This window comes from Deinococcus taeanensis (assembly GCF_020229735.1).
Taxonomy (GTDB): domain Bacteria; phylum Deinococcota; class Deinococci; order Deinococcales; family Deinococcaceae; genus Deinococcus; species Deinococcus taeanensis.
The window spans coordinates 413,025-435,234 of record NZ_CP083456.1; the positions used below are offsets into that span (position 1 = coordinate 413,025).

A 22,210-nucleotide genomic window follows, 5' to 3' on the forward strand; every position below is an offset into this window, starting at 1 on the left:
TCAGCTCTCCCCGCGGGCGTCGCGCGCCATGATCCGGAACTGCAGGAAGGTGAAGATCAGCATCGCCAGACCGAACATGAACGCCATGGCCGAGGCGCTGGAGAACTGGTTGTTGCTGAACGCTTCTTCCGTGATGTACTGAATGGCGCTCTGGGTGGTGCGGTTGGGTCCGCCGCTCGTGATGACCAGGGTCTGCCCGAACAGCTGGAAGCTGGCGAGCACGGTGGTGACGAACACGAACAGCGTCACCGGTCCCAGCAGCGGCCAGGTGATGAAGCGGAATTTCGGCCAGGCGGTGGCGCCGTCAATCTCGGCGGCCTCGTACAGACTCTGGGAGATGTTGCCCAGCGCCGCGAGGTACAGGGTCATGTTGAACCCGATGGTCCACCACAGGGTGCCCACGATCACGGGAATCCAGGCCAGTCCTTCGCTGGACAGGTACGGCACGGGCTGCAGGCCCAGCAGGTCGGTGCGCACCGCGTTCACCAGGCCGATCTGGTTGTCGAACATCCAGCGCCACAGGATGCCCATCACCGAGACGGTCAGCACGCCCGGCAGGAAAAACACGGCCCGGAAGAACGCCCGGCCCGCGATCGGCCGGTACAGCAGCAGGGCCAGGCCGAGCGCCGTGGCGACAAGCAGCGGCACGCTGACCACCGTGAAAAAGGCGGTGTTCTTCATGGCATTCCAGAAGAACTGCGACTGCGGCGTGGAGGCGTCAAACAGGTTGCGGTAGTACTCCAGGCCCACGAACGGCCGCGTTTCGGCCAGCAGGTCCCAGCGGTGCAGGCTCACGAAAAAGCCGTACCCGACCGGGTACACCACGAACACCAGAAACAGCAGCATGAACGGCAGCAGGTACAGGTACGGCACGAGGCTCTGCCGGCCCCGCGCGCGCGGGGCCGCGGGGCGCGGCACGCTGAGACTCATGGGCGCACCATGGGGGCGCGGCGGAAAAGGCGGGCAGCCGGCGCCCGTCGCCTGGCGGGGCCGGCCAGGCCGGGCGCGGCCGGTGCAGAAGGTGAAGTCATGGGGGCACCTGTCCTGTGGGTGAGAAACCGCCGGTCGGGCCGTCCACTCCGGACGTGTGACGCTCGTCCTGTGCAACGTGCCTGACCGGCGTGGTGAGAATCCTCAGGCGGCCCGGAGGCGCGCCGGCAGGTTTACTGGAAGGTCTTGCGGGCCTGCTCGATCTGCTTGTTGGCTTCGCTCACGCCGCCGTCGAGCGCCTGCTTGACGCTCATCTTGCCGCTGTAGGCGTTGGCCCAGGCGTTGTCGAACGGCCCCAGCACCTGGCCGCCCCAGGGGAAGCCGCTCGTGGCGTAGATGCCGCTCAGTTTGGCGAACACGCCCGAGATGGGCCGGCCCTCGAATTTCTTGTCCCGGGCCACCGCCGGCATGACCGGCAGGCTGCCCGCTTCGGTCCAGCTGAGGTTCTGGGCGGGCTGCGTCATCCAGTTCACGAATTCCAGCGCGGCGAGGCGCTTGTTGGCGTCGTACCCGGCGCGCTGCTTGGGCAGGGTCAGGTGGCTGCTGCCGCCCCACGCGGCGTCCTGCTTGCTGCCGATGCGCGGCACGAACGCCACGCCGAAGTCCATCTTCTGCTGTTCGAAGCGGTCGAGGTACCACTGCCCGGACGGGAAGAAGCAGACCTTGCCCTGGCTGAAGGCGGCCAGTTCGGCTTCCTCAGTGCTGTTGGGACGGGCCACGCCATGCTTCTGCACGAGGTCCACGAGGAACTGCACGGCCTCCACGGCCTGCGGCGAGTTGAAGTTCGCGTTCAACTGCTTGTCGACGAGCGATCCGCCGTTCTGGAGAATCGCGGCGTAGGCCATGCGGGCGCCCACCCAGTTGTTGTACAGGCTGACGCCCCAGGTGTCGAGGTTTTTCGGATCGAACCCGGCCTGCCCGGCCTTCTTGCCGCTCTTGTCGGTGGTGCACGCCTGCGCCGCCGCGAGGAACTCGGCGCGGGTGGTGGGCACCTTGGTCACGCCGGCCTTCTTCATCAGTTCCTTGTTGTAGAACATCACGTACGCGACCGACGAGATGGGCACGCCGTAAGACTTGCCTTCGTAGTCGGCGGTCTTGAACAGCGGCCCGTAGAAGCGCGCCTTGCTGATGCCGGACGCCTTGAGTTCCGCGTCGGTCAGCGGCGACACGGCGCCGCGCGCGATGAAGTTGGTGATCTGGTCTTCGTTGATCACGACCACGTCCGGCGCCCGGCCGGACGCCACCAGCGACGGCAGCTGCTGCCAGGTCGTGCCCCAGGGCTGCGCCTGGGCCTTGACCTGAATGTTGGGATGGGTCGCGTTGAACTGCGCGATCAGCTTCTCCATGACGGGCCGGTCGGCGCCGGTGAACCCGTGCAGGTAGGTCAGGGCCACTTTCGGGCCCTTGTAGGACTGGGCGGCAGTGGTGCCCACGAGGCCGGCGGCCAGCAGAAGCACGGTCAGTTTGGCTGTCTTCATCTAGGTTCCTCCATGAAGGGATCACGCGGTGTTTCGCAACTTCCGCAAGCCGTCAGACCCCATGAACACAGGGGAACAAACAGGGGCGCCGCGGGGGTCAGGTGGCCGGTCTAGAGGAGTTGCTTGTCAGCCAGCATAACATTCCGCCTGAGTTCCCTTCCCAGCCCATCACAGGTGAGATTTAACACACGCTTCATGTTCAGGCACAGCGCCGCCGGAGCGTAAAAAATGAAATTCCCGAAAGGCCACCTTCAGGAGGAAGCATGTCCCCCACCCCATCCAGCGGCGCCACCTACACCAACCCCGTCTACCCGCACTACTTTGCCGACCCCTTCGTGCTCGAGCATGAAGGGGCGTACTACGCCTACGGCACCAGCGGCCAGCCGCTGCAGCAGGGCCGCGCCTTTGAAGTGCTGCGTTCGCCCGACCTGCTGCACTGGACTTCCCTGGGCGGCGCCCTTGAGCCGCTCGCCGACGAAAGTGCCCAGGACTACTGGGCGCCGGAAGTTGCTTTCGACGGCACGCAGTTTTACATGTACTACTCGGCCGGCACCGGCGACCAGGGCCACCAGCTGCGCGTCGCGCTCGCCCCGCGCCCCGAAGGGCCATTCCGCGACGCCGGCGTGGTCCTCACCCCGGACGACCCCTTCACGATCGACGCCAGTCCCTTCCAGGACGATGACGGTCAGTGGTACCTGTACTACGCGCGCGACTACCTCGAAGGCGACCGCGTGGGCACCGCGCTGGCCGTGGACCGCCTGAGCAGCATGACCCGGCTGGCCGGCGAACCCCGCCCGGTGCTGCGCGCCACCGCCGACTGGCAGATCTTCCGCCGCAACCGCGAAATGTACGGCGCCCTGCACGACTGGTACACCCTGGAAGGCCCTTTCGTCGTCAAGCGCGGCGGGCGCTACTACTGCTTCTACTCCGGCGGCGCGTGGGAAGAACCCAACTACGGCGTGTCCTACGCCGTGGCCGACCATCCGCTGGGCCCCTGGACGGAACCGGCCGCCGACGGACCCACCCTGCTGCAGTCCGTCCCCGGCCACGTGGTCGGCCCCGGCCACAACTCCCTCGTGCGGGGCCCCGACGGACGCGACTACCTCGTTTACCACGCCTGGGACGCCGGGAAAACCGCGCGGCGCATGTGCATCGACGCCGTGGAGTGGACCCCCGACGGCCCGCAGGTGCGCGGCCCCACCTGGACCCCCCAGCCCGCTCCGGCCGTCCCCGGCCGCCCGTGACGGACCCCTCGGCCGCCCACCTTCGTGTTGCGCGCTCCCACCAGGGTGGGGCGGTCCCTTCACAAGGCCAACCATGACCTACACGACCGACCCCGCCCTCATCACCGCCCTGCGCGCCCGAGTGCGTGACCTGTGCGAGATCAATGCCGTCTCCGGCGACGAGCGCCCCATGCTCCGCCACCTGCGTCAGGCCCTGGCCGGACACGCCGACGAATTCACCGTCGACACCGCCGGCAACGGCTACGCGGTCAAGCGCGGCCCCCGCCCCGGACCCACCCTGCTGATCGCCGCGCACACCGACGAGATCGGCCTGATGGTCAAAAGCATCGAACCAGACGGTTTCGTGCGCTTCGAGAAGATCGGCGGCGTGATCGACGCCCTGCTGCCGGCCCGGGTGGTTCAGGTCCGCGGCGTGCAGGGCCTGATCGGCGTCAAAGCCGGGCATTACCAGACCGACGCGGAACGCACCCAGAGCCGCCGGGCCGCGGACCTGTACATCGACCTGGGCTGCGCGAGTGCCGGGGAGGTCCGCGCCCTCGGCGTGCAGATCGGCGACCCGGTCACCTTCGTCAGTCCGCTCGTGCAGATCGGTCCGCACGCGCACCTCGTGGCTGGAAAGGCCGTCGACAACCGCCTGGGCTGCGCCGCGCTGCTTGAACTCGCCGGGCGGTGCGCGCCCCCCTGCGGCACCCTGGTCCTGGCCTTCACCGCGCAGGAGGAAGTGGGCCTCAAAGGCGCGAAACTCGCCGCCGAACGCTTCCGGCCGGACCTCGCCCTCGCGCTGGACACCATGCCCAGCGGGGACACGCCCGACATGAGCGAACACCGGGACCTGAACGTCCGGCTCGGGGCGGGCCCGGCCCTGCAGGTGATGGCCGGGCCGGGCGGCCGGGCGAACCTGCTGCACCCCGGCGTGCGCGACTTCCTCGTGCAGGTCGCGGCGGACCGGCAGGTTCCGCTGCAACTGTGCACCTTCAGCGGTGGGTCGAACGACTCGGCCGCCATGGCCTGGGCCGGCCTGGGGTACGCGGCCGGCTCACTCACCATTCCCCGGCGCTATTCGCATTCCCCGGTCGAGCTCACGGACCTGCGTGACGCGGCCGGCGCCCTGGCAATCCTGAGCGGCGTAACCGAACGGATGGCGGCCCTGCCGGACTTCGCGTTCCTGGAGGACGAAGAGCCGGCCGGATCAGGGCCGGTCTGACCCGGGCGGCGTCAGGCCGGCCCGGGCCCCTCATCGTGCACGAGCAGGATGTCCAGGACGCGCGGCCCGTGCACGCCTTCCACGCGGCTGAGTTCAATGTCGGACGTGGCGCTCGGACCGCTGATCCAGGTCAGCGGCCGCCCGGCCCGGACGCTGGCCGTGAGGTGCGCCACCGCTTCCGGGAGGCTGTCGAGCACCTGGTCGTGCCAGACCACGCAGATGTGATGGTCCGGCACCAGGGTCACCGCCCGCCGGCCCTGGCGGGGACCGTGATCAAGCACGACCGTGCCGGTCTCGGCAATGGCCGCGGCGCAGCCGGTCACCACGGCCTGCGCCGCGGTCAGGTCCGTCACGCCCGGCTGGTCGGTGACAAAGGCCGGCCCGGCGGGCAGCCACCCGGCCGGCAGGTCCGCCGGAACGACGACGCGCTCACTGCCGGTGCGGGCGAGGCACGCCCCGATGGCCGGCGCGAGGTCCTGGGCGGAGACGGGGATGACGTTGGCGCGGTAGTCCGCGGCGTACGCTGCGAACTGCGCGACGATCACCTGACGGTCGCGCGCTGACGGGCGGACGGCGGCCCGGGTGAGCGGCGCCGCCTCACCCCCGGCCGCGCGGTTGATGCGGGTCAGGATGGCCAGTTTCGCGGCTGTGGTCATGCCGGCCCCCGGTCGTCGCGCTGCGGTGGGAGCCGTTCGCCCTCGCTGGTCTGCGCGTCATCGCCGGCCGCGTGACCCCCAGGCAGGGGGCGCGCGCGCCACCACTCCCGGAAGGACTGCGCGGGGAGGGCCGGCAGGTCCCGGGTGTCGGTCCAGCCGCTCAGCAGGCCCGGGAGGGCGTGAATCGCGCCGTGCTTGACGAAGGGACCCTGCCCGGTCCGCGCGAGTTTGAGGGCACCTTCAAACCGGAAGGGTTCACTCATGATCCAGGCCGCCGTCTTGAATGCGACCGCCTCGGCGTTCACGGGTTTGTCGCCGGTGATCTTGCCGCGCAGGTACAGCAGCACCTCGGGGATGTTGATCTTCACCGGGCAGGCGTCGTAACACGCCCCGCACAGGGTGCTGGCCCACGGCAGCGTGTTGGCGTTCTTGTCCTCAAGCTGCAGCAGCTGCGGCGTGAGGATCGCGCCGATCGGCCCGGGGTACACGCTGCCGTACGCATGGCCGCCGGCGCGTTCGTACACGGGGCACACGTTCAGGCACGCCGAGCAGCGGATGCAGCGCAGGGTCTGCCGGCCCACCTCGTCGGCAAGCACGTCCGTGCGCCCGTTGTCGAGCAGCACGAGGTGAAATTCCTGCGGGCCGTCCCCGGGCGTCACGCCGGACCAGAAGCTGGTGTACGGGTTCATGCGTTCGGCGGTGCTGCTCCTGGGCAGCAGCCTCAGGAACACGGCGACGTCCGCCCACGTGGGCAGCACCTTCTCGATGCCCATCACGCTGATCAGCACGTCCGGCAGGGTCAGGCACATGCGGCCGTTGCCCTCGGATTCCACCACGCACACCGTGCCGGTGTCGGCCACCGCGAAATTCGCGCCGGACACGGCCACTTTCGTGCTCAGGAACTTCTCCCGCAGGTACACCCGGGCCGCTTCGGCCAGGACCTTGGGGTCGTCGGTGAGCAGGTCCGCGCCGAGTTTGCGGCGGAACAGGTCGCGGATCTCCGCGCGGTTGCGGTGAATGGCCGGCACCAGGATGTGACTGGGCCGGTCCTCGGCGAGCTGCACGATGAGTTCGGCGAGGTCGGTCTCGATCGCGTGAATGCCGCGCTCTTCCAGCGCGGCGTTCAGTTCGATCTCGTCGGTGCTGATGCTCTTGACCTTGATGACCTCACGCGCGCCGTGCGACGCGGCAATACCGGCGACGATCGCCCGGGCCTCCTGGGCGTCCTGCGCCCAGTGCACGTGCCCGCCGCGGGCCGTGACGGCCGCTTCGAGGTCCAGCAGCGCTTCGCTGAGGTTTGCCAGCGCGTGATCCTTCAGGGCGGCGCCCTCGTCGCGCAGCCCTTCCCAGTCCGGGAGTTCCTCCACGGCCCGCAGGCGCTTGTCGCGGATGGTGGTGGTCGCGTGCCGCAGGTTGCGGCGCATCTGCGGGTTGGCGAGCGTGACGCGCGCGGCGTCCGGGAAGGTCCGGTCGGGTTTGATGCCGCCGGCGCTCACGCGAACACCTCGCGCTCGGTACTGGCCAGAATTTCTGCGAGGTGCACGGTCCGCGTGCCGCTCTGCAGGCGGCTGAGGCCCCCGCCGATGTGCATCAGGCAGGAGTTGTCGCCGGCCGTGCAGGCCTCGGCTTTCGTGCTCATGACGTTCGCCACCTTATCCGCGAGCATCGCGGTGCTGGTCTCGGGGTTCTTGACGCTGAACGTGCCGCCGAAGCCGCAGCACTGGTCCACGGCCGGCAGCTCGACGAGGTTCAGCCCGCGGACGTGCCTCAGCAGGCGCAGCGGCGCGTCCCCGACCCGCAGGACCCGCATGGCGTGGCAGGTCTGGTGATAGGTGACCCGGTGCGGGTAGTACGCGCCGACGTCCTCGAGGCCCTGACGCTGCACCAGAAACTCGCTCAACTCGAACACGCGGGGTGTGAGGGCCCTGACGTCGTCCAGCAGCGCCTGATCGCCGGCCCACTCGGCCGCTTTCGGGTACAGGTCGCGCACCATGCCCACGCACGAGCCGCTGGGCGCCACGACGGCGTCCGCGTCCCGGAAGGTGTCCACGAAGTGCCGCACCAGCCCGAGCGCCTCGGGCTGGTAGCCGGAATTGAAGTGCATCTGCCCGCAGCAGGTCTGGCGCTCATTGAAGCGCACGTCGTGGCCCAGACGCTCAAGCAGCCGCACGGTGGCCTCCCCCGTGCGGGGAAACAGCGCGTCGTTCAGGCAGGTGATAAACAGGTCGATCTTCACAGGAAACCTCAGGGCGGGGGGCGGGACGTTGCGGCCCGCCGGATCGGACGTGCCCGGTCAGGTGGGCGCAGCGGGCGAGTGGCCGAGGCGGGCGAACAGGGCCTGACGCTCACGCGGGGCCAGCGGTCCGGGCTCAAAACGGTCAGGCGCTTCAGACGCCCGCACCGTCTGACGGACGCTGCCAGCGGGAATATGCCCGCACGCCTCGGCCTGCACGAGCAGGTTCCCGATCAGGGTCGCCTCCACCGGGCCGGCCACGACGGCCCGGCGGGTGACGTCGGCAAGCAGCTGGTTCAGGAACCGGACCTGGGCGCCTCCTCCCACGACGTGCAGCGTGGTGACCGGCCGGCCCGTGACTTCCTCAAGTTGCGCCAGGACCTCCGCGCTGCGGTGGGCGAGGCTCTCGAGCACGCAGCGGGTGATGTCCGCGGGCGTGACGGGAATGAACTGGCCGGTCTCCTCACAGTAGCGCTGAATCCGCTCGGGCATGTCGGGACCGGGCGCCAGGAAGCGGGCGTCGTCCGGATCGATGAGCGGTCCGCCGGCCGGCGCCGCTTCGGCCGCAGCGTACAGCTGCGCGAAGTCCGGATGGCCCCACGCGCGGCGGCATTCCTGCACGATCCACAGGCCCATGACGTTCTTGAGCAGCCGGGTCGTGCCGTTCACCCCCGCTTCGTTCGTGAGGTTGTGGGCCAGGGTCCGGGGCGTAATGACCGGGTGAGGGGTTTCCACGCCCACCAGTGACCAGGTGCCGCTCGACAGGTACGCCCAGTGCTCGCCCTGCGCGGGCACGGCCGCGACAGCCGAGGCGGTGTCGTGCGTGGCAGGCGCGATCACGACCGCGCCGTGCAGGCCGGTGTGCTGCGCCACTTCCGGCGTCAGCGGCCCGAGGACCGTGCCGGCCGGGACCACCTCCGGGAAGAGGCCGGGCGGCAGGTCCAGGGCCTGCAGGAGGGGCGCAGACCAGCTGTCCTGGCGGGGGTCGAACAGCTGCGTGGTGCTGGCGTTCGTCCGTTCGCTCACCTGCCGGCCGCACAGCCAGGCGTGCAGCAGGTCCGGCAGCATCAGCAGGCGCCGGGCGCGCTTCAGGTGACTGGGCGCGTCGCGGCGGTGCGCGGCGAGCTGGTAGGCGGTGTTAAACGGCAGAAACTGAATGCCGGTCGCGTCATAGATCGCCTCCCGCCCCAGCCGGGCGGTGACGGCGTCCATGACGCCGTCGGTGCGGGCGTCCCGGTAATGGTGGACGCCGCCGAGCAGTTGCCCGTGCTCGTCGAGCAGGGCGTAGTCCACCGCCCAGGCGTCGACCCCGACACTGTCGACCGGGCCGTGCTGCGCGGCGAGGCGCAGGCCGCGCAGGATCTCGCGCCACAGGCCCAGCACGTCCCAGTACAGGCCGCCCTGCACGGGCACGCCGCCGTTCTCGAAACGGTGCAGCACCTCCACGCGCAGTGTGCCGCCGTGCACGGTGCCGAGCGCCACCCGGCCGCTTGACGCCCCGAGGTCGACCGCGACGTGACGGCGCACCTCAGCGGACATACGCGACCGGCACGCCGCCGTCGACCGTCAGGATGCCGCCCGTGGTTTTAGAGGCGGCGGGGGTGGCGAAGAAGAAGGTTGCCTCCGCGATGTCCTCGGGCAGGATGTTGACCTTGAGGGTGTTGCGCTGCCGGTAGAAGTCCTCGAGCTGGTCTTCCCGGATGCCGTACGTTGCGGCGCGTTCGGCACGCCACCGGCCGTCCCAGATGGCGGAGCCGGACAGCACGCTGTCGGGCAGCACGGAGTTCACGCGGATACCGTGGGCGCCGCCCTCCTCAGCGAGGCAGCGGGCCAGGTGAATCTCGGCGGCTTTCGCGGCGCTGTAGGCGGCCGCGTTCTTCCCGGCCGCGAGGCTGTTCTTGCTGCCGATAAACACCAGGTTCCCGCCGGTGTTCTGCGCCTTGAGCACCTTGAACGCCTCGCGGGCCACCAGAAAGTACCCGGTCGAGAGAATGCTCTGGTTTCTGTTCCACATTTCCAGGGTGGTGTCCTCGATGGGCGCGCTCGACGCGATGCCGGCGTTGTTCACGACGATGTCCACGCCACCGTACTGCAGGACGGCCGTCTGGTAAGCCGCCTGCACCTGCTCCTCGCTGGTGACATTCATGCCGGTACTGGCGGCGCGCTGGTAGCCACGTTCTTTGATGATCTCCTGCGCGACCTGCTGGCCACCTTCGGCGTTGAGGTCCGCGATGACGACGTGCGCGCCGTCCTGGGCGAGGCGCCGCGCGATGGCGCGCCCGATGCCGCTCGCCGCGCCGGTGACCAGGGCGACGTGCCCTTCAAGAACTTTCGGGGCGGGTTTCTGGGCGAGCTTGTACAGTTCCAGCGGCCAGTACTCCACCGCGTAGGACTCGGCGGCGGTGAGACTGACGAACCCGCCGAGGCTGCTCGCACTCTTCATCACCTGAATGGCGCGCAGGTACAGCTGCCGCGAGACGTCCGCGCCCTGCGCGTCGGGGCCACTGCTCACCATGCCAATGCCGGGGATCAGCACCACGCGGGGGCTGGGCGTGAACATGACGTCGCCTTCGACTTTGTTTTCCCCGAAGTACGCGGCGTACTCGGCTTTGAACTGCTCGACGCTGCTGCGGGCGGCGTCCAGGAGCGCTTCTTTGCCCTGATCCGGTGTCCAGTTCAGGAACAGCGGCGTGCGCTTGGTGTGCACCAGGTGGTCGGGGCAGGCGGCGCCCACCTGAGACAACTGCGCGGCCGCCCTGGAGTTCACGAACTCCATGACTTCAGGACTGCGGTCCACGTTCAGGATAACGGGGCGGGCGCCTTTCATCGCGCCGCGCAGGACCGGCAGCACCTCGGCAAGCAGCGCGCCGGCTTCCTCTTCCGGAAGGCTGGACACCTGCGGGCCGCCGAAGGGTTGCGCGTCCTGGCGGGCGTCCAGGAACGCCTGCGCTTCCCCGATGATGCGCAGCGTCGTTTCGTAGCTTTCCTTGGCGGTGTCACCCCAGGTGACCAGGCCGTGCTTGCCCATCACGACCGCCTCGAGGTTCGGGTTGTTCCGGACGGCCGCGCCGATCTGCTGCGACAGCGTGAACCCGGGGCGGATGTAGTCCACCCAGGCGGCGCGCTCGCCGTAGATCTCGCGCGTCAGCTCCAGCCCGTTGGGCGTGCAGGCAATGGCAATCAGCGCGTCCGGGTGGGTGTGGTCCACGTGCTTGGCCGGCACGAAGGCGTGCAGCAGCGTCTCGATGCTCTGCCGGGGGCGGCCCGGCTCGAACACGGTGCGTTCCAGGTAGGCCGTCATCTCCTCGTCGGTCATGTCGGGACGGTCAAACAGGGGCAGCACCTCGTCGAGTTTCAGTCCGGCGAAGCCTTTCTCAGTGATGCTGGCGATGTCCGAGCCGCTGCCTTTGACCCACAGCACCGTTACGTCCCGCCCGAGGTGGTCTTTCTCAACGCTTTTGGTGCTGGTGTTGCCGCCGTAGATGTTCACCAGGGTGCGGTCGGCGCCAAGCAGGTTCGAGCGGTAGGTCAGGGCGGCCAGGCCGTCACCCTGGGGGGCGTCGGCGTCGTTCCAGCGGTTGGTGATGACGGTCTTGGGTTGCGTCGCGGTCATGGGGTCCTCCGGGGACAGGGTGTGAGAGGGCCAGGCCCGGCCAGGCTGGACGGACTGCAGGAAGGGCCGCAGGGTGGGGGAGGGGGCTCAGCGTTTAACGGGGAAGCCGCCGCCCGCGGCGGCCGTGCCGCGGGCCTGCGCCGCGGCCTGCTGGTGGCCACTGGCGCGGTGCGCTTGAATGGGGTCCTCGGGCAGGCCGCGCGCGCGCCGCCACTCGGCGAGCAGGGGGCGCACGTCGCTGCGGAAGGCGTCGGTCAGGGTGCGGTGCGCTTCGAGGACGTCGCCGGCCTGCTGAGCGGCTGTCAGGCGGTCCCGGTCGATCAGCAGGGCCTTGGCGTAGGCTTCCTGGCAGTTCAGGACGCTTTGCAGCATCGCTTCGACTTTGGGTTCAATGTTGTGGCTCTGGTCGATCATGTACGCGATGTTCTGCGCGGTTGTGCGGGTCAGGGGGTCGCGGCTCTGCTCCGCCGCCACCAGTTCGGCGTAGATGCAGAACAACTCGAAGGGGTTGGTGGTCCCGACGATCAGGTCGTCGTCGGCGTACCGGCGGGCGTTGAAGTGAAAGCCGCCCAGGCGCCCTTCGTCCAGGAGGAACGCGACGATCTGCTCGATGTTCACGCTCTGCGCGTGGTGTCCGAGATCCACGAGCACCTGCGCCTTCTCACCGATGGCCACGCAGTGGGCGTAGGCCGCGCCCCAGTCGAACAGGTCGGTGGCGTAAAAGGCCGGTTCGAACAGTTTGTACTCGACGAGCATGCGGCTGCCCGCGGGCAGCACGTCGTGCACCTGCTGCAGCGCCTCGCGGACGCGGCGCTTGCGGGCGCGCAGGTCGTCCTGCCCGGCGTAGTTGGTGCCGTCGGCGAACCACAGCGACAGGTCGCGCGAGCCGGTCTGCCGCATCACCTCCACGCAGCCGAGCAGGTGGTCGAGGGCCTGGCGGCGCACCGCGGCGTCCGGGTGCGCGATGCTGCCGAGCCTGTACGCGTCGTCCTGAAAGACGTTCGGGTTGACCGCGCCGAGCGTCACGCCGCGCTCCTCGGCGAAGCGGCGCAGTTCGGCGTAGTCACCGGTCTCGTCCCAGGGGATGTGCAGCGCGACGCTGGGCGCAATGCCGGTCAGGCGGTGCACTTCGGCGGCGTCGGCGACCTTCTCGTAGATGTCACGGGCCGCGCCGGGCGCGCTGAAGGTCTTGAAGCGCGTGCCGCTGTTGCCGTACCCCCACGACGGCGTTTCGATACGTTGGGCGCTGAGGGCGGAAAACAGGTCCGGATTCATGGTGCCTCCTGGGTGACGATCAGCTGAATGTCGGCCGCTTCTGCGGCGGTGCGGATGCGCTCGGGGAGCGGCTGGTCGGTGACGAGCACGTCGACGTGGTCGAGGGTGGCGATGGTGGCCAGGGCGCGGCGCTCGAACTTGGAGTGGTCGAGCAGGGCCACGACCGTGCCGGCTGAGCGGATCAGGGTCTGCTTGGCGCCCACTTCGGGGAGGTGAGGGTCGGTGAAGCCGGTGTCGGGCGTGAACGCCTTGGCGGAGAAAAACACCTTGTCGGGGTGCAGGCGGGTCATGGTGTCCATGAAGAACGCCCCGACGAAGGACCGGGCCGGCGCGTGGAAGTTGCCGCCGACCATCAGGAAGGGCACGCCGTTGGCCGCCAGGACGTTCGCGGCGTCGAGGCCGCTGACGATGGCGCTGACGTTGCGGGCGTGCAGGATGCGGGCCAGGGCGAGGGCGGTGGTGCTGGCGTCGAGGGCGACGACGTCGCCGTCGTCGATGAGGTTCAGGGCGGCGCGGGCGATGGCTTCCTTGGCTTCGGTGTGTTTGGTGGCGCGCAGCTGGTGCCCGACTTCCTCGCTGGTCTTCTCAAGGATGCGCGCGCCGCCGTGAATACGCTCGAGCAGGCCCTGTTCGGTGAGCTGGTCGATGTCGCGCCGGACAGTCATTTCGTGTACGCCGAGTTCGGCGGACAGGTCTTTGATCTTCACGACGCGCTCTGCCAGCGCGCGGCGCAGGATCAGGTGCTGGCGCTCGCTGCTCACCTTGGGCAGGTCGGTGGTCATGCCTAAATCTAACACCATACGAACAAAAAATTACAAGAGCTTGCATTTTTCTGAGTGATCGTGTTAGATGACGAAGACAAACCCAACCTGACCTGCCCCAGGGACCGACCCGGTGGCGCACCCCCATGGAGAACCTATGCCGCCAGCTGCCCCACACCACCGCGTCTGCTTTCTGCTGCGTGTGCGCCCCGACCGCCTCGACGAGTACCGCACCCACCACCAGCGCGTCTGGCCCGAGATGCTCCAGGCCCTGCGCGACACCGGCTGGCACAACTACTCACTGTTTCTGCAGCACGACGGCCTGCTCGTCGGCTACTTCGAGACGCCCGACCTGCAGGCCGCCCGGCAGGGCATGGCCGGGCGCGACGTCAACGCCCGCTGGCAGGCCACCATGGCTCCTTTCTTCGACGGCCTCGGCGGGCAGACCCCCGACGAGGGCTTCACGCCCCTGGAGGAGGTCTTCCACCTTGACTGACCAGCCCATCCTGGCCCTGCATCACGCCAGCAAGAGCTTCGGCCCGGTCCGCGCGCTTGTCGACGTGAGCCTGAACCTCCACGGCGGTGAGGCGCACGCCCTGCTCGGCGAGAACGGCGCAGGCAAAAGCACCCTCGTCAAGATCCTGGCCGGCGTGCACCGCGCCGACGGCGGCGCCCTGCACGTCGGCGGGCAGCCCCGCACCTTTCACTCCACCGCCGAGGCGCGCGCCGCCGGCATCGCCATCATCTACCAGGAACCCACCCTGTTCCCGGACCTCACCGTCGCCGAAAACGTCCTGATGGGCCGCCAGCCCCTAAAAGGCGGTGGGCGCATCGACCGGCGCGCCATGAACGCCCGGGTGGGCGAGCTTCTGCGTGACCTGGGCGTGCCGCTCGACCCGGACCGCCCCGTGCGCGGCCTGTCCATCGCCGACCAGCAGATCGTGGAGATCGCCAAGGCCCTGTCCTTCCAGGCGCGCGTGCTGATCATGGACGAACCCACCGCCGCCCTCACCGGCCAGGAAACCGAGCGGCTCTTCCGGGTGGTCCGCACCCTGCGTGCCCGCGGCGCGGGCGTGCTGTTCATCACGCACCGCCTTGAGGAGGCGTTCGCGGAATGCCAGCGCTTCACGGTGATGCGCGACGGCCGCTGGGTCACCTCCGGCCCCGCTTCGGAGTTCACCATCGACAGCGTCGTGCGCAGCATGGTCGGCCGCGACGTCAGCGAGCTGTACCCCAAACAGGCGGTCACGCCCGGCGAGGTGGTCCTCGACGTGCGCGACCTCACGCGCCGGGGCGTGTTCCGCAGCGTCAGCTTCCAGGTGCGCCGCGGCGAGATCGTCGGGCTCGCCGGCCTCGTCGGGGCGGGGCGCAGCGAGGTCGCCCGCGCGATCTTCGGCATCGATCCGCGTGACGGCGGCGTGGTGCAGGTGCAGGGCCGCAGTATTCCCGGCGGCGACACCATCGCCGCGATGAGCGCCGGCATCGGCCTCGTGCCGGAAGACCGCCGGCAGCAGGGCCTGGTGATGGACATGTCCATTGAACGCAACGCCACCCTCGCGGTTCTGCCCCGCCTGCGCCGCGGCCTGCTGATGGACCGCGCCGCCGAGCACCGCACCGCCAGCGACTGGACCAGCCGCCTGCGGCTCAAGGCGCACCGCCTGACTGACCCGGTCAGTACCCTGTCCGGCGGCAACCAGCAGAAAGTGGTGCTCGCCAAGTGGCTCGCCACCGGCCCGGCCGTTCTGATCGTGGATGAACCCACCCGCGGCGTGGACGTCGGCGCCAAAGCCGAAGTGCACCGCACCCTGGCCGACCTGGCCGCCGCCGGGCTCGCGGTCGTCATGATCAGCTCGGATCTGCCGGAAGTGCTTGGCATGGCGGACCGCATCCTCGTGATGCGCGAAGGCGAGCTTGTCGGCGAACTGCCGCGCGCGGCCGCGACCGAAGAAAGCGTGATGTACCTCGCCACCGGCCAGGGCGTGCCCCGGCGCGTGGCCGCCAGCCTGGGAGGCGTGGCGTGACCACCGATCTGTCGTCCTCCAGCACGCCGGCCGCGCCTGCGCCGAACCTGCTCGCGCGGCTCCTGCGCGCCCGCGAAGCGAGCCTGATCCTGATTCTGCTCACGCTGGTGGCCGTCACCACCGCCGCCAACCCGCGGTTCCTGAGCGCCCAGAGTCTGCGTGACCTCGCGCTGAACGTCGCCATCATCGCGCTCGTGGTGGTCGGCCAGACCCTGGTGCTGCTGATGAAGCACGTGGATCTCAGTGTCAGCAGCGTCCTGGGCCTTACCGCCTTCCTGTCAGGCAGTCTGTTTGTCGCGCACCCCGGCATGCCCGTCTGGCTCGCCCTGCTCGCCGGTCTCGGGATCGGCGCCGCGCTCGGCGCCGTCAACGGCCTGCTCGTCGCCTACGGGAAGGTGCCGGCGCTGGTCGCCACCCTCGGGACGCTGTACGTGTTCCGCGGCGTGGACTACGCGGTCGTGCACGGCGGGCAGATCACCGCGAGCAACCTCCCGCCTGCCTTCAGCGCCTTCGCGAGTGGCAGCGTCCTGGGCGTGCCCACCCTCGTCCTGCTGGTCCTGGCCGTCATGGTCGGCTTCAGCGTGTACCTGCGCAGCTACCGGTCCGGCCGTGAGTACTACGCGGTCGGCTCCAACGTCGAGGCCGCCAACCTCGCCGGCATCAACGTCGGCCGCCGGGTCCTGACCGGCTTCATCCTCTCCGGCGCGATCGCCGGCCTGGCCGGCGTGCTGTACCTCGCGCGCTTCGGCACGGTGGACGCCGCGGCCGGCACCGGCCTCGAACTGCAGGTGATCGCCGCGGCCGTCGTGGGCGGCGTCGCCATCACCGGCGGGGTCGGCACCATCGCCGGGGCCGGCATCGGCGCGCTGCTGCTCGGCGTGATCGGCAGCGCCCTCGTGGCCCTGCGCGCCCCGGCCTTCTGGCAGCAGGCCATCCAGGGCGCGCTGCTGCTGCTCGCGATCAGCATCGACATCATTCTCGCCCGGCGCGCCGAGCGCGCGCTGCAGGAAAGGAGCCACCGGTGAGCGTTTCCAAGAAGCCCGCCCGCAGCCTGCTCGGCTGGGAAACCACCATTCTCGCGCTGGTCATCGTGGCCCTGCTGATCGGCTCGACCCTCTCGGACGCGTTCCTGACTGGCGCGAACCTCTCGAACCTGTCGTCGAATCTCGTTGAGGTGGCCCTGATTGCCCTGACCATGACCTTGATCGTCATCGCAGCGGAAATCGACCTGTCCGTGGCGTCCATCGCCGGGATGTGCAGCGCCCTGCTCGGCGTGCTGTGGGCCGCGCACGTGCCCATGCCCCTGGCGGTTCTCGCCAGCCTCGCCCTGGGCACGCTCGCCGGATTGTTCAACGGCTGGCTCGTCACCCGCCTCGGCCTGCCCTCCCTGGCCGTCACGATCGGCACCCTCGCCCTGTACCGCGGCCTGGCGTACGCGCTGCTCGGCGACCGGGCGGTGGCAGACTTCCCGCCGTTCTGGACCAACCTGGGGTTCGGCCTCGTGCCCGGCACGCAGATTCCCATTCCCATCGTGGCGTTCGCCGCGCTGGCGGTCGTCACCGCCGTGACCCTGCACGCTACCCCGTTCGGCCGGTCGCTGTACGCGATCGGCGCCAGCGAACTCGCCGCGCGTTTCGCCGGACTGCGCGTGGAACGCACCAAGCTGCTGCTGTTCACCCTGTCAGGCCTGATGAGCGCCTTCGCCGCCGTGATCTACACCTTCCGCTTCTCGAGTGCCCGCGCCGACAACGCCGCTGGACTCGAACTTGCCGTGATCGCCGCCGTGCTGCTGGGCGGCGTCAGCATCTTCGGCGGGCGTGGCAGCGTCACCGGCGTGATCGGCGCGGTGTTCCTGATCGGCATCATCCAGAACGCCCTGACCCTCGCGGACGTCCCCAACGAGATTCTCACCATCGTGACCGGTCTGCTCCTGATTCTCTCGGTCCTCGGGCCGAACCTCGCCGCGCAGGTCAAAGCCTCACGCGAGCGGCAGCGTCACGCCGCTGCGGCCAGAGGAGGCGCGCCGTGACCCCCTGACCCCTACCCCCCGCCGCGCCCGCCCTGCCCCCGCCGCCCCTCACCCTGGAGGAACCCCCATGCCCCACCGCAAAGCCCTGCTCGCCGCCCTGACCCTCGCCCTCGGCGCCGCCGCGCTCGCCCAGCCGGCCCTGCAAAAAGGCATCACCATCGCCTTCCTGCCCAAACAGGTGAACAACCCTTACTTCACCACCGCCTGGAAGGGCGGGGAGGCCGCCATCAAGGAATTCGCCGGGGTCGGCAAGCAGGTCGGGCCGTCCGACGCGGGTGCGAGCAGCCAGGTCAGCTACATCAACACCCTGCTCGCCCAGCGGCAGAAGGCCATCGTGGTGTCCGCCAGCGACGCCAACGCCCTCGTGCCGTACCTCAAGCGCGCCATGGGCCAGGGTGTCAAGGTCGTGACCTACGACAGTGACGTCGCCAAAGACGGCCGCAACCTGTTCGTCAGTCAGGCCAGCGCCGACACCATCGCCCGCGACGAGGTCAAACTGCTGGCCCGGCAGATCGGCAACAAAGGCGAGATCGCCATCCTGTCGGCCACGCCCAACGCCACCAACCAGAACGCGTGGATCAAGGTGATGCAGGACGAACTCAAAAAACCCCAGTACAAGGACATGAAACTCGTCAAGATCGCCTACGGCAACGACGACGACCAGAAGTCCTTCACCGAGATGCAGGGCCTGATGCAGGCCTACCCGAACCTCAAGGGCGTCATCTCGCCCACCACGGTGGGCATCAGCGCCGCCGCCCGCTACCTGTCGGGCAGCCCCTACAAGGGCAAGGTCGCCCTGACCGGGCTGGGCACGCCCAACCAGATGCGTGAATTCGTGAAGAACGGCACCGTGCAGGGCTTCGCCCTCTGGAACCCCGAAGACCTCGGTTACCTCGCCTCCTACGCCGCCGCGGCGCTGGTCAGCGGGCAGATCACCGGCAAGGAAGGCGAGAAGTTCAGCGCCGGGAAACTCGGTCAGCGCATCGTCGGCAAGGACGGCGTCGTCATCCTCGGGCCGCTGACGGTGTTCGACAAGAGCAACATCGACAAATTCAACTTCTGATCAGTGCACGGGGCGCGCCCTGCCGGTGACCCGGCGGGGCGCGCCCCGTGCCGGGATGGACCGGGGGCACGGCTCTTCCCGCGCGCGGTGGGGCCGGGAACAGGGAGGTCAGCAGCAGGGGCGGCCCGCCCCGGCGCCGCGGCCCCCTGGCCGGCGCGGCGTTCAGACGCACGCGGGGACGGTCACGCCGCGTGACCGTCCCCGTGAACCGCGTGCCCGCTCTCCGGTCTGTTCAGCCGCCCAGGTAGGCGTGCAGCACCCGCTCGTCGTTGACGAGTTCGGCACTCACGCCGCTGAAGGTCAGCTGGCCCGCCTCAAGAACGTACGTGCGGTGGCTGGCGTTCATGGCGAGCCGGGCGTTCTGCTCCACAAGCAGGATCGTGACGCCCTGCTCGTTCAGTTCGCGGATGATGCCGAAAATCTCCCGCACGATGATCGGCGCCAGGCCCAGGCTGGGTTCGTCCAGCAGCAGCAGCCGGGGCCGGCTCATCAGGGCCCGGGCAATCGCGAGCATCTGCTGCTCGCCCCCCGAGAGCGTGCCGGCCAGCTGATCGCGGCGTTCACCCAGGCGCGGAAAGCGCTCGTACATCTGGTTCAGGTCCGCGCGGATGTTGTCCCGGCGGGTGTACGCGCCGAGCTCCAGGTTGTCCTGCACGCTCTGCCGGGCCAGCACCTGCCGCCCTTCGGGGCTCTGCGCGACGCCCAGCCGGACGACCTCATCGGCGGGCGCACGGGTGATGTCCCGCCCGGCGAAGGTGATGCGGCCGGCGGCGGGGCGCATCAGCCGCGACACGGCGCGCAGCGTGGTGGTTTTGCCCGCGCCGTTCGCGCCGATCAGGGTCACCACCTCGCCCTCCTCGACCGACAGGGAGACGCCGCGCACCGCCTGAATCGCGCCGTAGTTCACGTTGAGGTTCTCAATCTCGAGCAGTGGCATCACTCGCCTCCCAGGTACGCTTCGATCACTCTGGGGTCGCGCTGCACGCCCGCGGGGTCGCCCACTGCGATCAGCTGCCCGAAGTTCAGGACGGCCACGCGGTCACACAGGTCCATGACCAGCGGCACGTGATGCTCGATCACCAGCACGGTGAGGTCGAACTGGTCACGCACCTGCCGGATGAAGCCGGTCAGCTGGCCTTTCTCAGCGGTGTTCATGCCGGCGGCCGGCTCGTCGAGCAGCAGGACGCGCGGTTCGGTGGCGAGGGCCCGGGCGATCTCGAGGCGCCGCTGGTCGCCGTAGCTGAAGTTCCCGGCCAGTTCACCGGCGCGGTCGCCCATGCCCACGAGGTCCAGCAGTTCCCAGGCGCGCCGGTTCACCTGCGCCTCCTCGGCGCGCGCCGCGCCGAACACGCCGCGCCACAGGCCGGCGTGCGTGCGGGCGTGCTGCGCGATCTGAACGTTCTCCAGGGCGCTCAGGCCGCGGAACAGCCGGATGTTCTGGAAGGTGCGGCTCAGGCCGAGCGCAGCCACCCGGTGCGGCTGCAGGCCCGTGACCCGCTGGCCGCGGTAGGTCAGGGTCCCGCTTGAGGGCGGCGTGAGGCCGGTCATGAGGTTGAACAGCGTGGTCTTGCCAGCGCCGTTCGGGCCGATCAGGCCGAAGATCTCGCCTTCGTACACGTCGAAGCTCACGTCGTTCACGGCCACAAGCCCGCCGAAACGCCGGGTCATGTTGCGCGCCTCCAGCACAGGCGGGGCGGAGGGAGCGGCCGTCATGGGTTCACCTTGGCGGCCGCGGCCGGGCCCTGCGGCGCGGGCCGCTGCGGCGGCCGGGGCCGGCCGAGCCGCTCAAGGGCGCCCACGATGCCCTGCGGGAGGTACAGGCTGGCGACGACGAGCACCAGACCGTTGAGCACCAGCCGCCAGTCGGCCAGGAAGCGCAGGACCTCGGGAATGGCCGCCAGCAGCGCGCCGCCCACCACGGGGCCCCAGATGTTGCGGCTTCCGCCGATCAGGACGGCCGCGAGAATGGTGATGCTCGAATCGAAGGTGCCCTGCTTGGCGTTCCAGGTGTTCAGGAACGGCGCGCTCATGGCGCCGACCAGGCCGGCGAGGACGGCGCCGATCACGAAGGCCAGCACCTTGTACTGCGTGGGCGGCACGCCCATGGCGTCCGCGGCGAGTTCATCCTCGCGCAGGGCGCGCAGGGCGCGGCCCACCCGGGAGCGCTCGAGCTGGCGGGCGAACAGCAGGGTCAGGGCCAGCAGCGGCCCGAACAGGAAGATGTACTGCCAGCGGTCCTGAAACCCGAAGGTCTGCGGAATGCCGAAAATGCCGACCGCGCCGCCGGTCACCGTGAGGTTCAGGGACACCACGCGCAGAATTTCGACGAAGGCGATGGTGGCGAGCGCGAGGTAGATGCCGCGCAGGCGCAGGGCGGGTACGCCCACAACGACGCCCATCAGCCCGCCGATCAGTGCGCCGGCCAGCCACGTGAGAGGGAACATGCCGTTGCCGAGCGCGTCACGCAGGCCGCCGAAGGCAGGATTGGTGAGGAGAATGGCGGCGGCGTAGCCGCCCAGGGCGTAGAACCCGGGGCTGGCGAGGCTCAGCTGGCCTGCCTGCAGGGGGAAGTACAGGCTCAGGCCCAGCAGGCTGGCCTGCAGCATCGTGGCGATCAGGAACCCGTAGGTTGAGAGGAAGTCGCTCACGTTACACCTTCTGGATGGCGCTGCGCCCCAGCAGACCCTGCGGACGCACGAGAAGAATGATGAACAGCAGCGCGAACGCCACGGCGTCCTTGTACGCCGAGTAGTCGGCCGGCACGAACGCCTCGGCCAGGCCGATCACGAGGCCGCCGAGCACGGCGCCCGGAATGCTGCCTAGCCCCCCGAGGACGATCACAGCGAGTCCTTTGAGGCCGTACGCCACGCCGAAGTAGGGTCCGGCCACACCGAACGCGGTGCCGACCAGTGTTCCGGCGAGGCCGCCGACGAAACCCGAAAGGAAGAAGGTGATCACGATGAAGCGGTCCACGCTGATGCCCAGCAGAGAAGCGGTGGTCGGGTTCTCGGCCACGGCGCGAAGGGCCTTGCCGATCTTGGTGCGCCCGATCACGAAGCCGAGCACGGCCAGCATCACGAGGCTGACAGCGAAGATGACGACCTGCACGGTGCGGATGATGACCACGTTGCCGCCCAGCGTGAACGACAGTGCGGGGCGCACCTCGCCGTAGGCGTCGGAGGGGAAGTTGTAGATTTCGGCGCCCACGAGCAGCTGGATCAGGTTGACGATCACCAGCGCCACGCCGAGGGAACTGACCAGCGCCAGCAGCGGGTCGGCGCCGCGGGAGCGCATGGGGCGGAAGGCGACCCGTTCGATCAGCACGGCGACCAGGCCGGCCAGGGCGGCGCCGACCAGGGTGGCCAGGGCGAAGGTCACCGGGTGTCCGGACAGCGGCGAGCCGCCCGGGAACAGGTTGACGCCCTTGAACAGGCCGTTGTTCTCGAACTGACCGACCACCAGCGTGTACGTGAAGTACGCGCCGAGGGTGAACACCGCGCCGTGCGCGAAATTGATGATGCCGAGGATCGAGAAGACCAGCGTGTAGCCCAGCGCGAAAATCGCGTACACGCTGCCGATCGCCAGGCCGTTGAGGAGGTTCTGGAGAAGTGCGCTCAGTTCCATGGGAGTCCTTTTCAGCCGA

Annotated in this window: 20 protein-coding genes; 7 read left to right on the forward strand and 13 right to left on the reverse strand. The window is 69.4% G+C overall.

The genetic code is table 11. From position 1 onward, the window contains the following. Both LAJ19_RS15600 and LAJ19_RS15605 read right to left on the reverse strand, forming a co-directional pair. Positions 1-930, reverse strand: a complete 930-nt coding sequence (locus LAJ19_RS15600; protein ID WP_225523427.1) for a carbohydrate ABC transporter permease — start codon at positions 928-930, stop codon at positions 1-3. 233 nt (positions 931-1,163) lie between these two features. Then, entirely contained in the window at positions 1,164-2,468 is a 1,305-nt protein-coding gene (locus LAJ19_RS15605; RefSeq protein WP_225523428.1) for an ABC transporter substrate-binding protein, read from the reverse strand. A 263-nt stretch (positions 2,469-2,731) separates the two neighbouring features. Here LAJ19_RS15605 and LAJ19_RS15610 point away from each other — a divergent pair, with 263 nt between their 5' ends. Together LAJ19_RS15610 and LAJ19_RS15615 are read left to right on the forward strand one after the other, a co-directional pair. Further along, positions 2,732-3,712: a glycoside hydrolase family 43 protein gene (locus LAJ19_RS15610; RefSeq protein WP_225523429.1), complete on the forward strand. Its 981-nt coding sequence runs from the start codon at positions 2,732-2,734 to the stop codon at positions 3,710-3,712. Between the two features lie 73 nt (positions 3,713-3,785). Continuing rightward, positions 3,786-4,916, forward strand: a complete 1,131-nt coding sequence (locus LAJ19_RS15615; protein WP_225523430.1) for a M42 family metallopeptidase — start codon at positions 3,786-3,788, stop codon at positions 4,914-4,916. Between the two features lie 11 nt (positions 4,917-4,927). On the opposite strand, the gene LAJ19_RS15620 is transcribed toward LAJ19_RS15615, so the two are convergent. From LAJ19_RS15620 to LAJ19_RS15650, 7 genes are all read right to left on the reverse strand, one after another. Further along, positions 4,928-5,572, reverse strand: coding sequence for a LutC/YkgG family protein (locus LAJ19_RS15620; protein ID WP_225523431.1), 645 nt, complete (start codon positions 5,570-5,572; stop codon positions 4,928-4,930). Then, the gene (locus LAJ19_RS15625) at positions 5,569-6,996 is read right to left on the reverse strand and encodes a LutB/LldF family L-lactate oxidation iron-sulfur protein (protein ID WP_349774843.1); all 1,428 of its coding nucleotides are present in this window, start codon (positions 6,994-6,996) and stop codon (positions 5,569-5,571) included. The genes LAJ19_RS15620 and LAJ19_RS15625 overlap by 4 nt, the downstream gene beginning before the upstream one ends. A gap of 68 nt (positions 6,997-7,064) precedes the next feature. Further along, complete coding sequence (locus tag LAJ19_RS15630; RefSeq protein WP_225523433.1) at positions 7,065-7,808, reverse strand: (Fe-S)-binding protein; 744 nt, start codon at positions 7,806-7,808, stop codon at positions 7,065-7,067. A 57-nt stretch (positions 7,809-7,865) separates the two neighbouring features. Further along, on the reverse strand, positions 7,866-9,344 hold the full coding sequence (locus LAJ19_RS15635) for a rhamnulokinase (protein ID WP_225523434.1): 1,479 nt from the start codon (positions 9,342-9,344) through the stop codon (positions 7,866-7,868). Continuing rightward, complete coding sequence (locus tag LAJ19_RS15640) at positions 9,334-11,418, reverse strand: bifunctional aldolase/short-chain dehydrogenase (RefSeq protein WP_225523435.1); 2,085 nt, start codon at positions 11,416-11,418, stop codon at positions 9,334-9,336. Before LAJ19_RS15640 ends, LAJ19_RS15635 begins: the two co-directional genes overlap by 11 nt. An 87-nt stretch (positions 11,419-11,505) precedes the next feature. Beyond that, positions 11,506-12,693 carry an L-rhamnose isomerase gene (rhaI, locus tag LAJ19_RS15645; protein ID WP_225523436.1) on the reverse strand — a complete coding sequence of 396 codons (1,188 nt, stop codon included), beginning with the start codon at positions 12,691-12,693 and terminating at the stop codon, positions 11,506-11,508. Next, complete coding sequence (locus LAJ19_RS15650) at positions 12,690-13,475, reverse strand: DeoR/GlpR family DNA-binding transcription regulator (protein WP_225523437.1); 786 nt, start codon at positions 13,473-13,475, stop codon at positions 12,690-12,692. The genes rhaI and LAJ19_RS15650 overlap by 4 nt, the downstream gene beginning before the upstream one ends. Before the next feature lie 136 nt (positions 13,476-13,611). Between LAJ19_RS15650 and LAJ19_RS15655 the strand changes: the two genes are divergently transcribed. From LAJ19_RS15655 to rhaS, 5 genes are all read left to right on the forward strand, one after another. Continuing rightward, a complete protein-coding gene (locus tag LAJ19_RS15655; protein ID WP_225523438.1) occupies positions 13,612-13,950 on the forward strand; it encodes an L-rhamnose mutarotase in 339 nt (112 codons plus the stop codon). Further along, the gene (locus LAJ19_RS15660) at positions 13,943-15,475 is read left to right on the forward strand and encodes a sugar ABC transporter ATP-binding protein (RefSeq protein WP_225523439.1); all 1,533 of its coding nucleotides are present in this window, start codon (positions 13,943-13,945) and stop codon (positions 15,473-15,475) included. Before LAJ19_RS15655 ends, LAJ19_RS15660 begins: the two co-directional genes overlap by 8 nt. Further along, positions 15,472-16,500, forward strand: coding sequence for an ABC transporter permease (locus LAJ19_RS15665; protein WP_225523440.1), 1,029 nt, complete (start codon positions 15,472-15,474; stop codon positions 16,498-16,500). Before LAJ19_RS15660 ends, LAJ19_RS15665 begins: the two co-directional genes overlap by 4 nt. Further along, on the forward strand, positions 16,497-17,504 hold the full coding sequence (locus LAJ19_RS15670; protein ID WP_225523441.1) for an ABC transporter permease: 1,008 nt from the start codon (positions 16,497-16,499) through the stop codon (positions 17,502-17,504). Before LAJ19_RS15665 ends, LAJ19_RS15670 begins: the two co-directional genes overlap by 4 nt. A gap of 67 nt (positions 17,505-17,571) precedes the next feature. Further along, entirely contained in the window at positions 17,572-18,567 is a 996-nt protein-coding gene (gene rhaS / locus LAJ19_RS15675; protein WP_225523442.1) for a rhamnose ABC transporter substrate-binding protein, read from the forward strand. 232 nt (positions 18,568-18,799) lie between these two features. Here the strand turns inward: rhaS and LAJ19_RS15680 are convergent, their stop codons facing one another. The 4 genes from LAJ19_RS15680 to LAJ19_RS15695 are packed head-to-tail and all read right to left on the reverse strand — an operon-like array spanning position 18,800 to position 22,191. Further along, positions 18,800-19,504 (reverse strand): ABC transporter ATP-binding protein, encoded by a 705-nt coding sequence (locus tag LAJ19_RS15680; RefSeq protein ID WP_225523443.1) that lies wholly within the window; start codon positions 19,502-19,504, stop codon positions 18,800-18,802. Next, positions 19,504-20,280: an ABC transporter ATP-binding protein gene (locus LAJ19_RS15685; protein WP_225523444.1), complete on the reverse strand. Its 777-nt coding sequence runs from the start codon at positions 20,278-20,280 to the stop codon at positions 19,504-19,506. Before LAJ19_RS15685 ends, LAJ19_RS15680 begins: the two co-directional genes overlap by 1 nt. Continuing rightward, entirely contained in the window at positions 20,277-21,215 is a 939-nt protein-coding gene (locus LAJ19_RS15690; protein WP_225523445.1) for a branched-chain amino acid ABC transporter permease, read from the reverse strand. Before LAJ19_RS15690 ends, LAJ19_RS15685 begins: the two co-directional genes overlap by 4 nt. Before the next feature lies 1 nt (position 21,216). Beyond that, entirely contained in the window at positions 21,217-22,191 is a 975-nt protein-coding gene (locus LAJ19_RS15695) for a branched-chain amino acid ABC transporter permease (protein WP_225523446.1), read from the reverse strand. Positions 22,192-22,210: the final 19 nt, after the last annotated feature.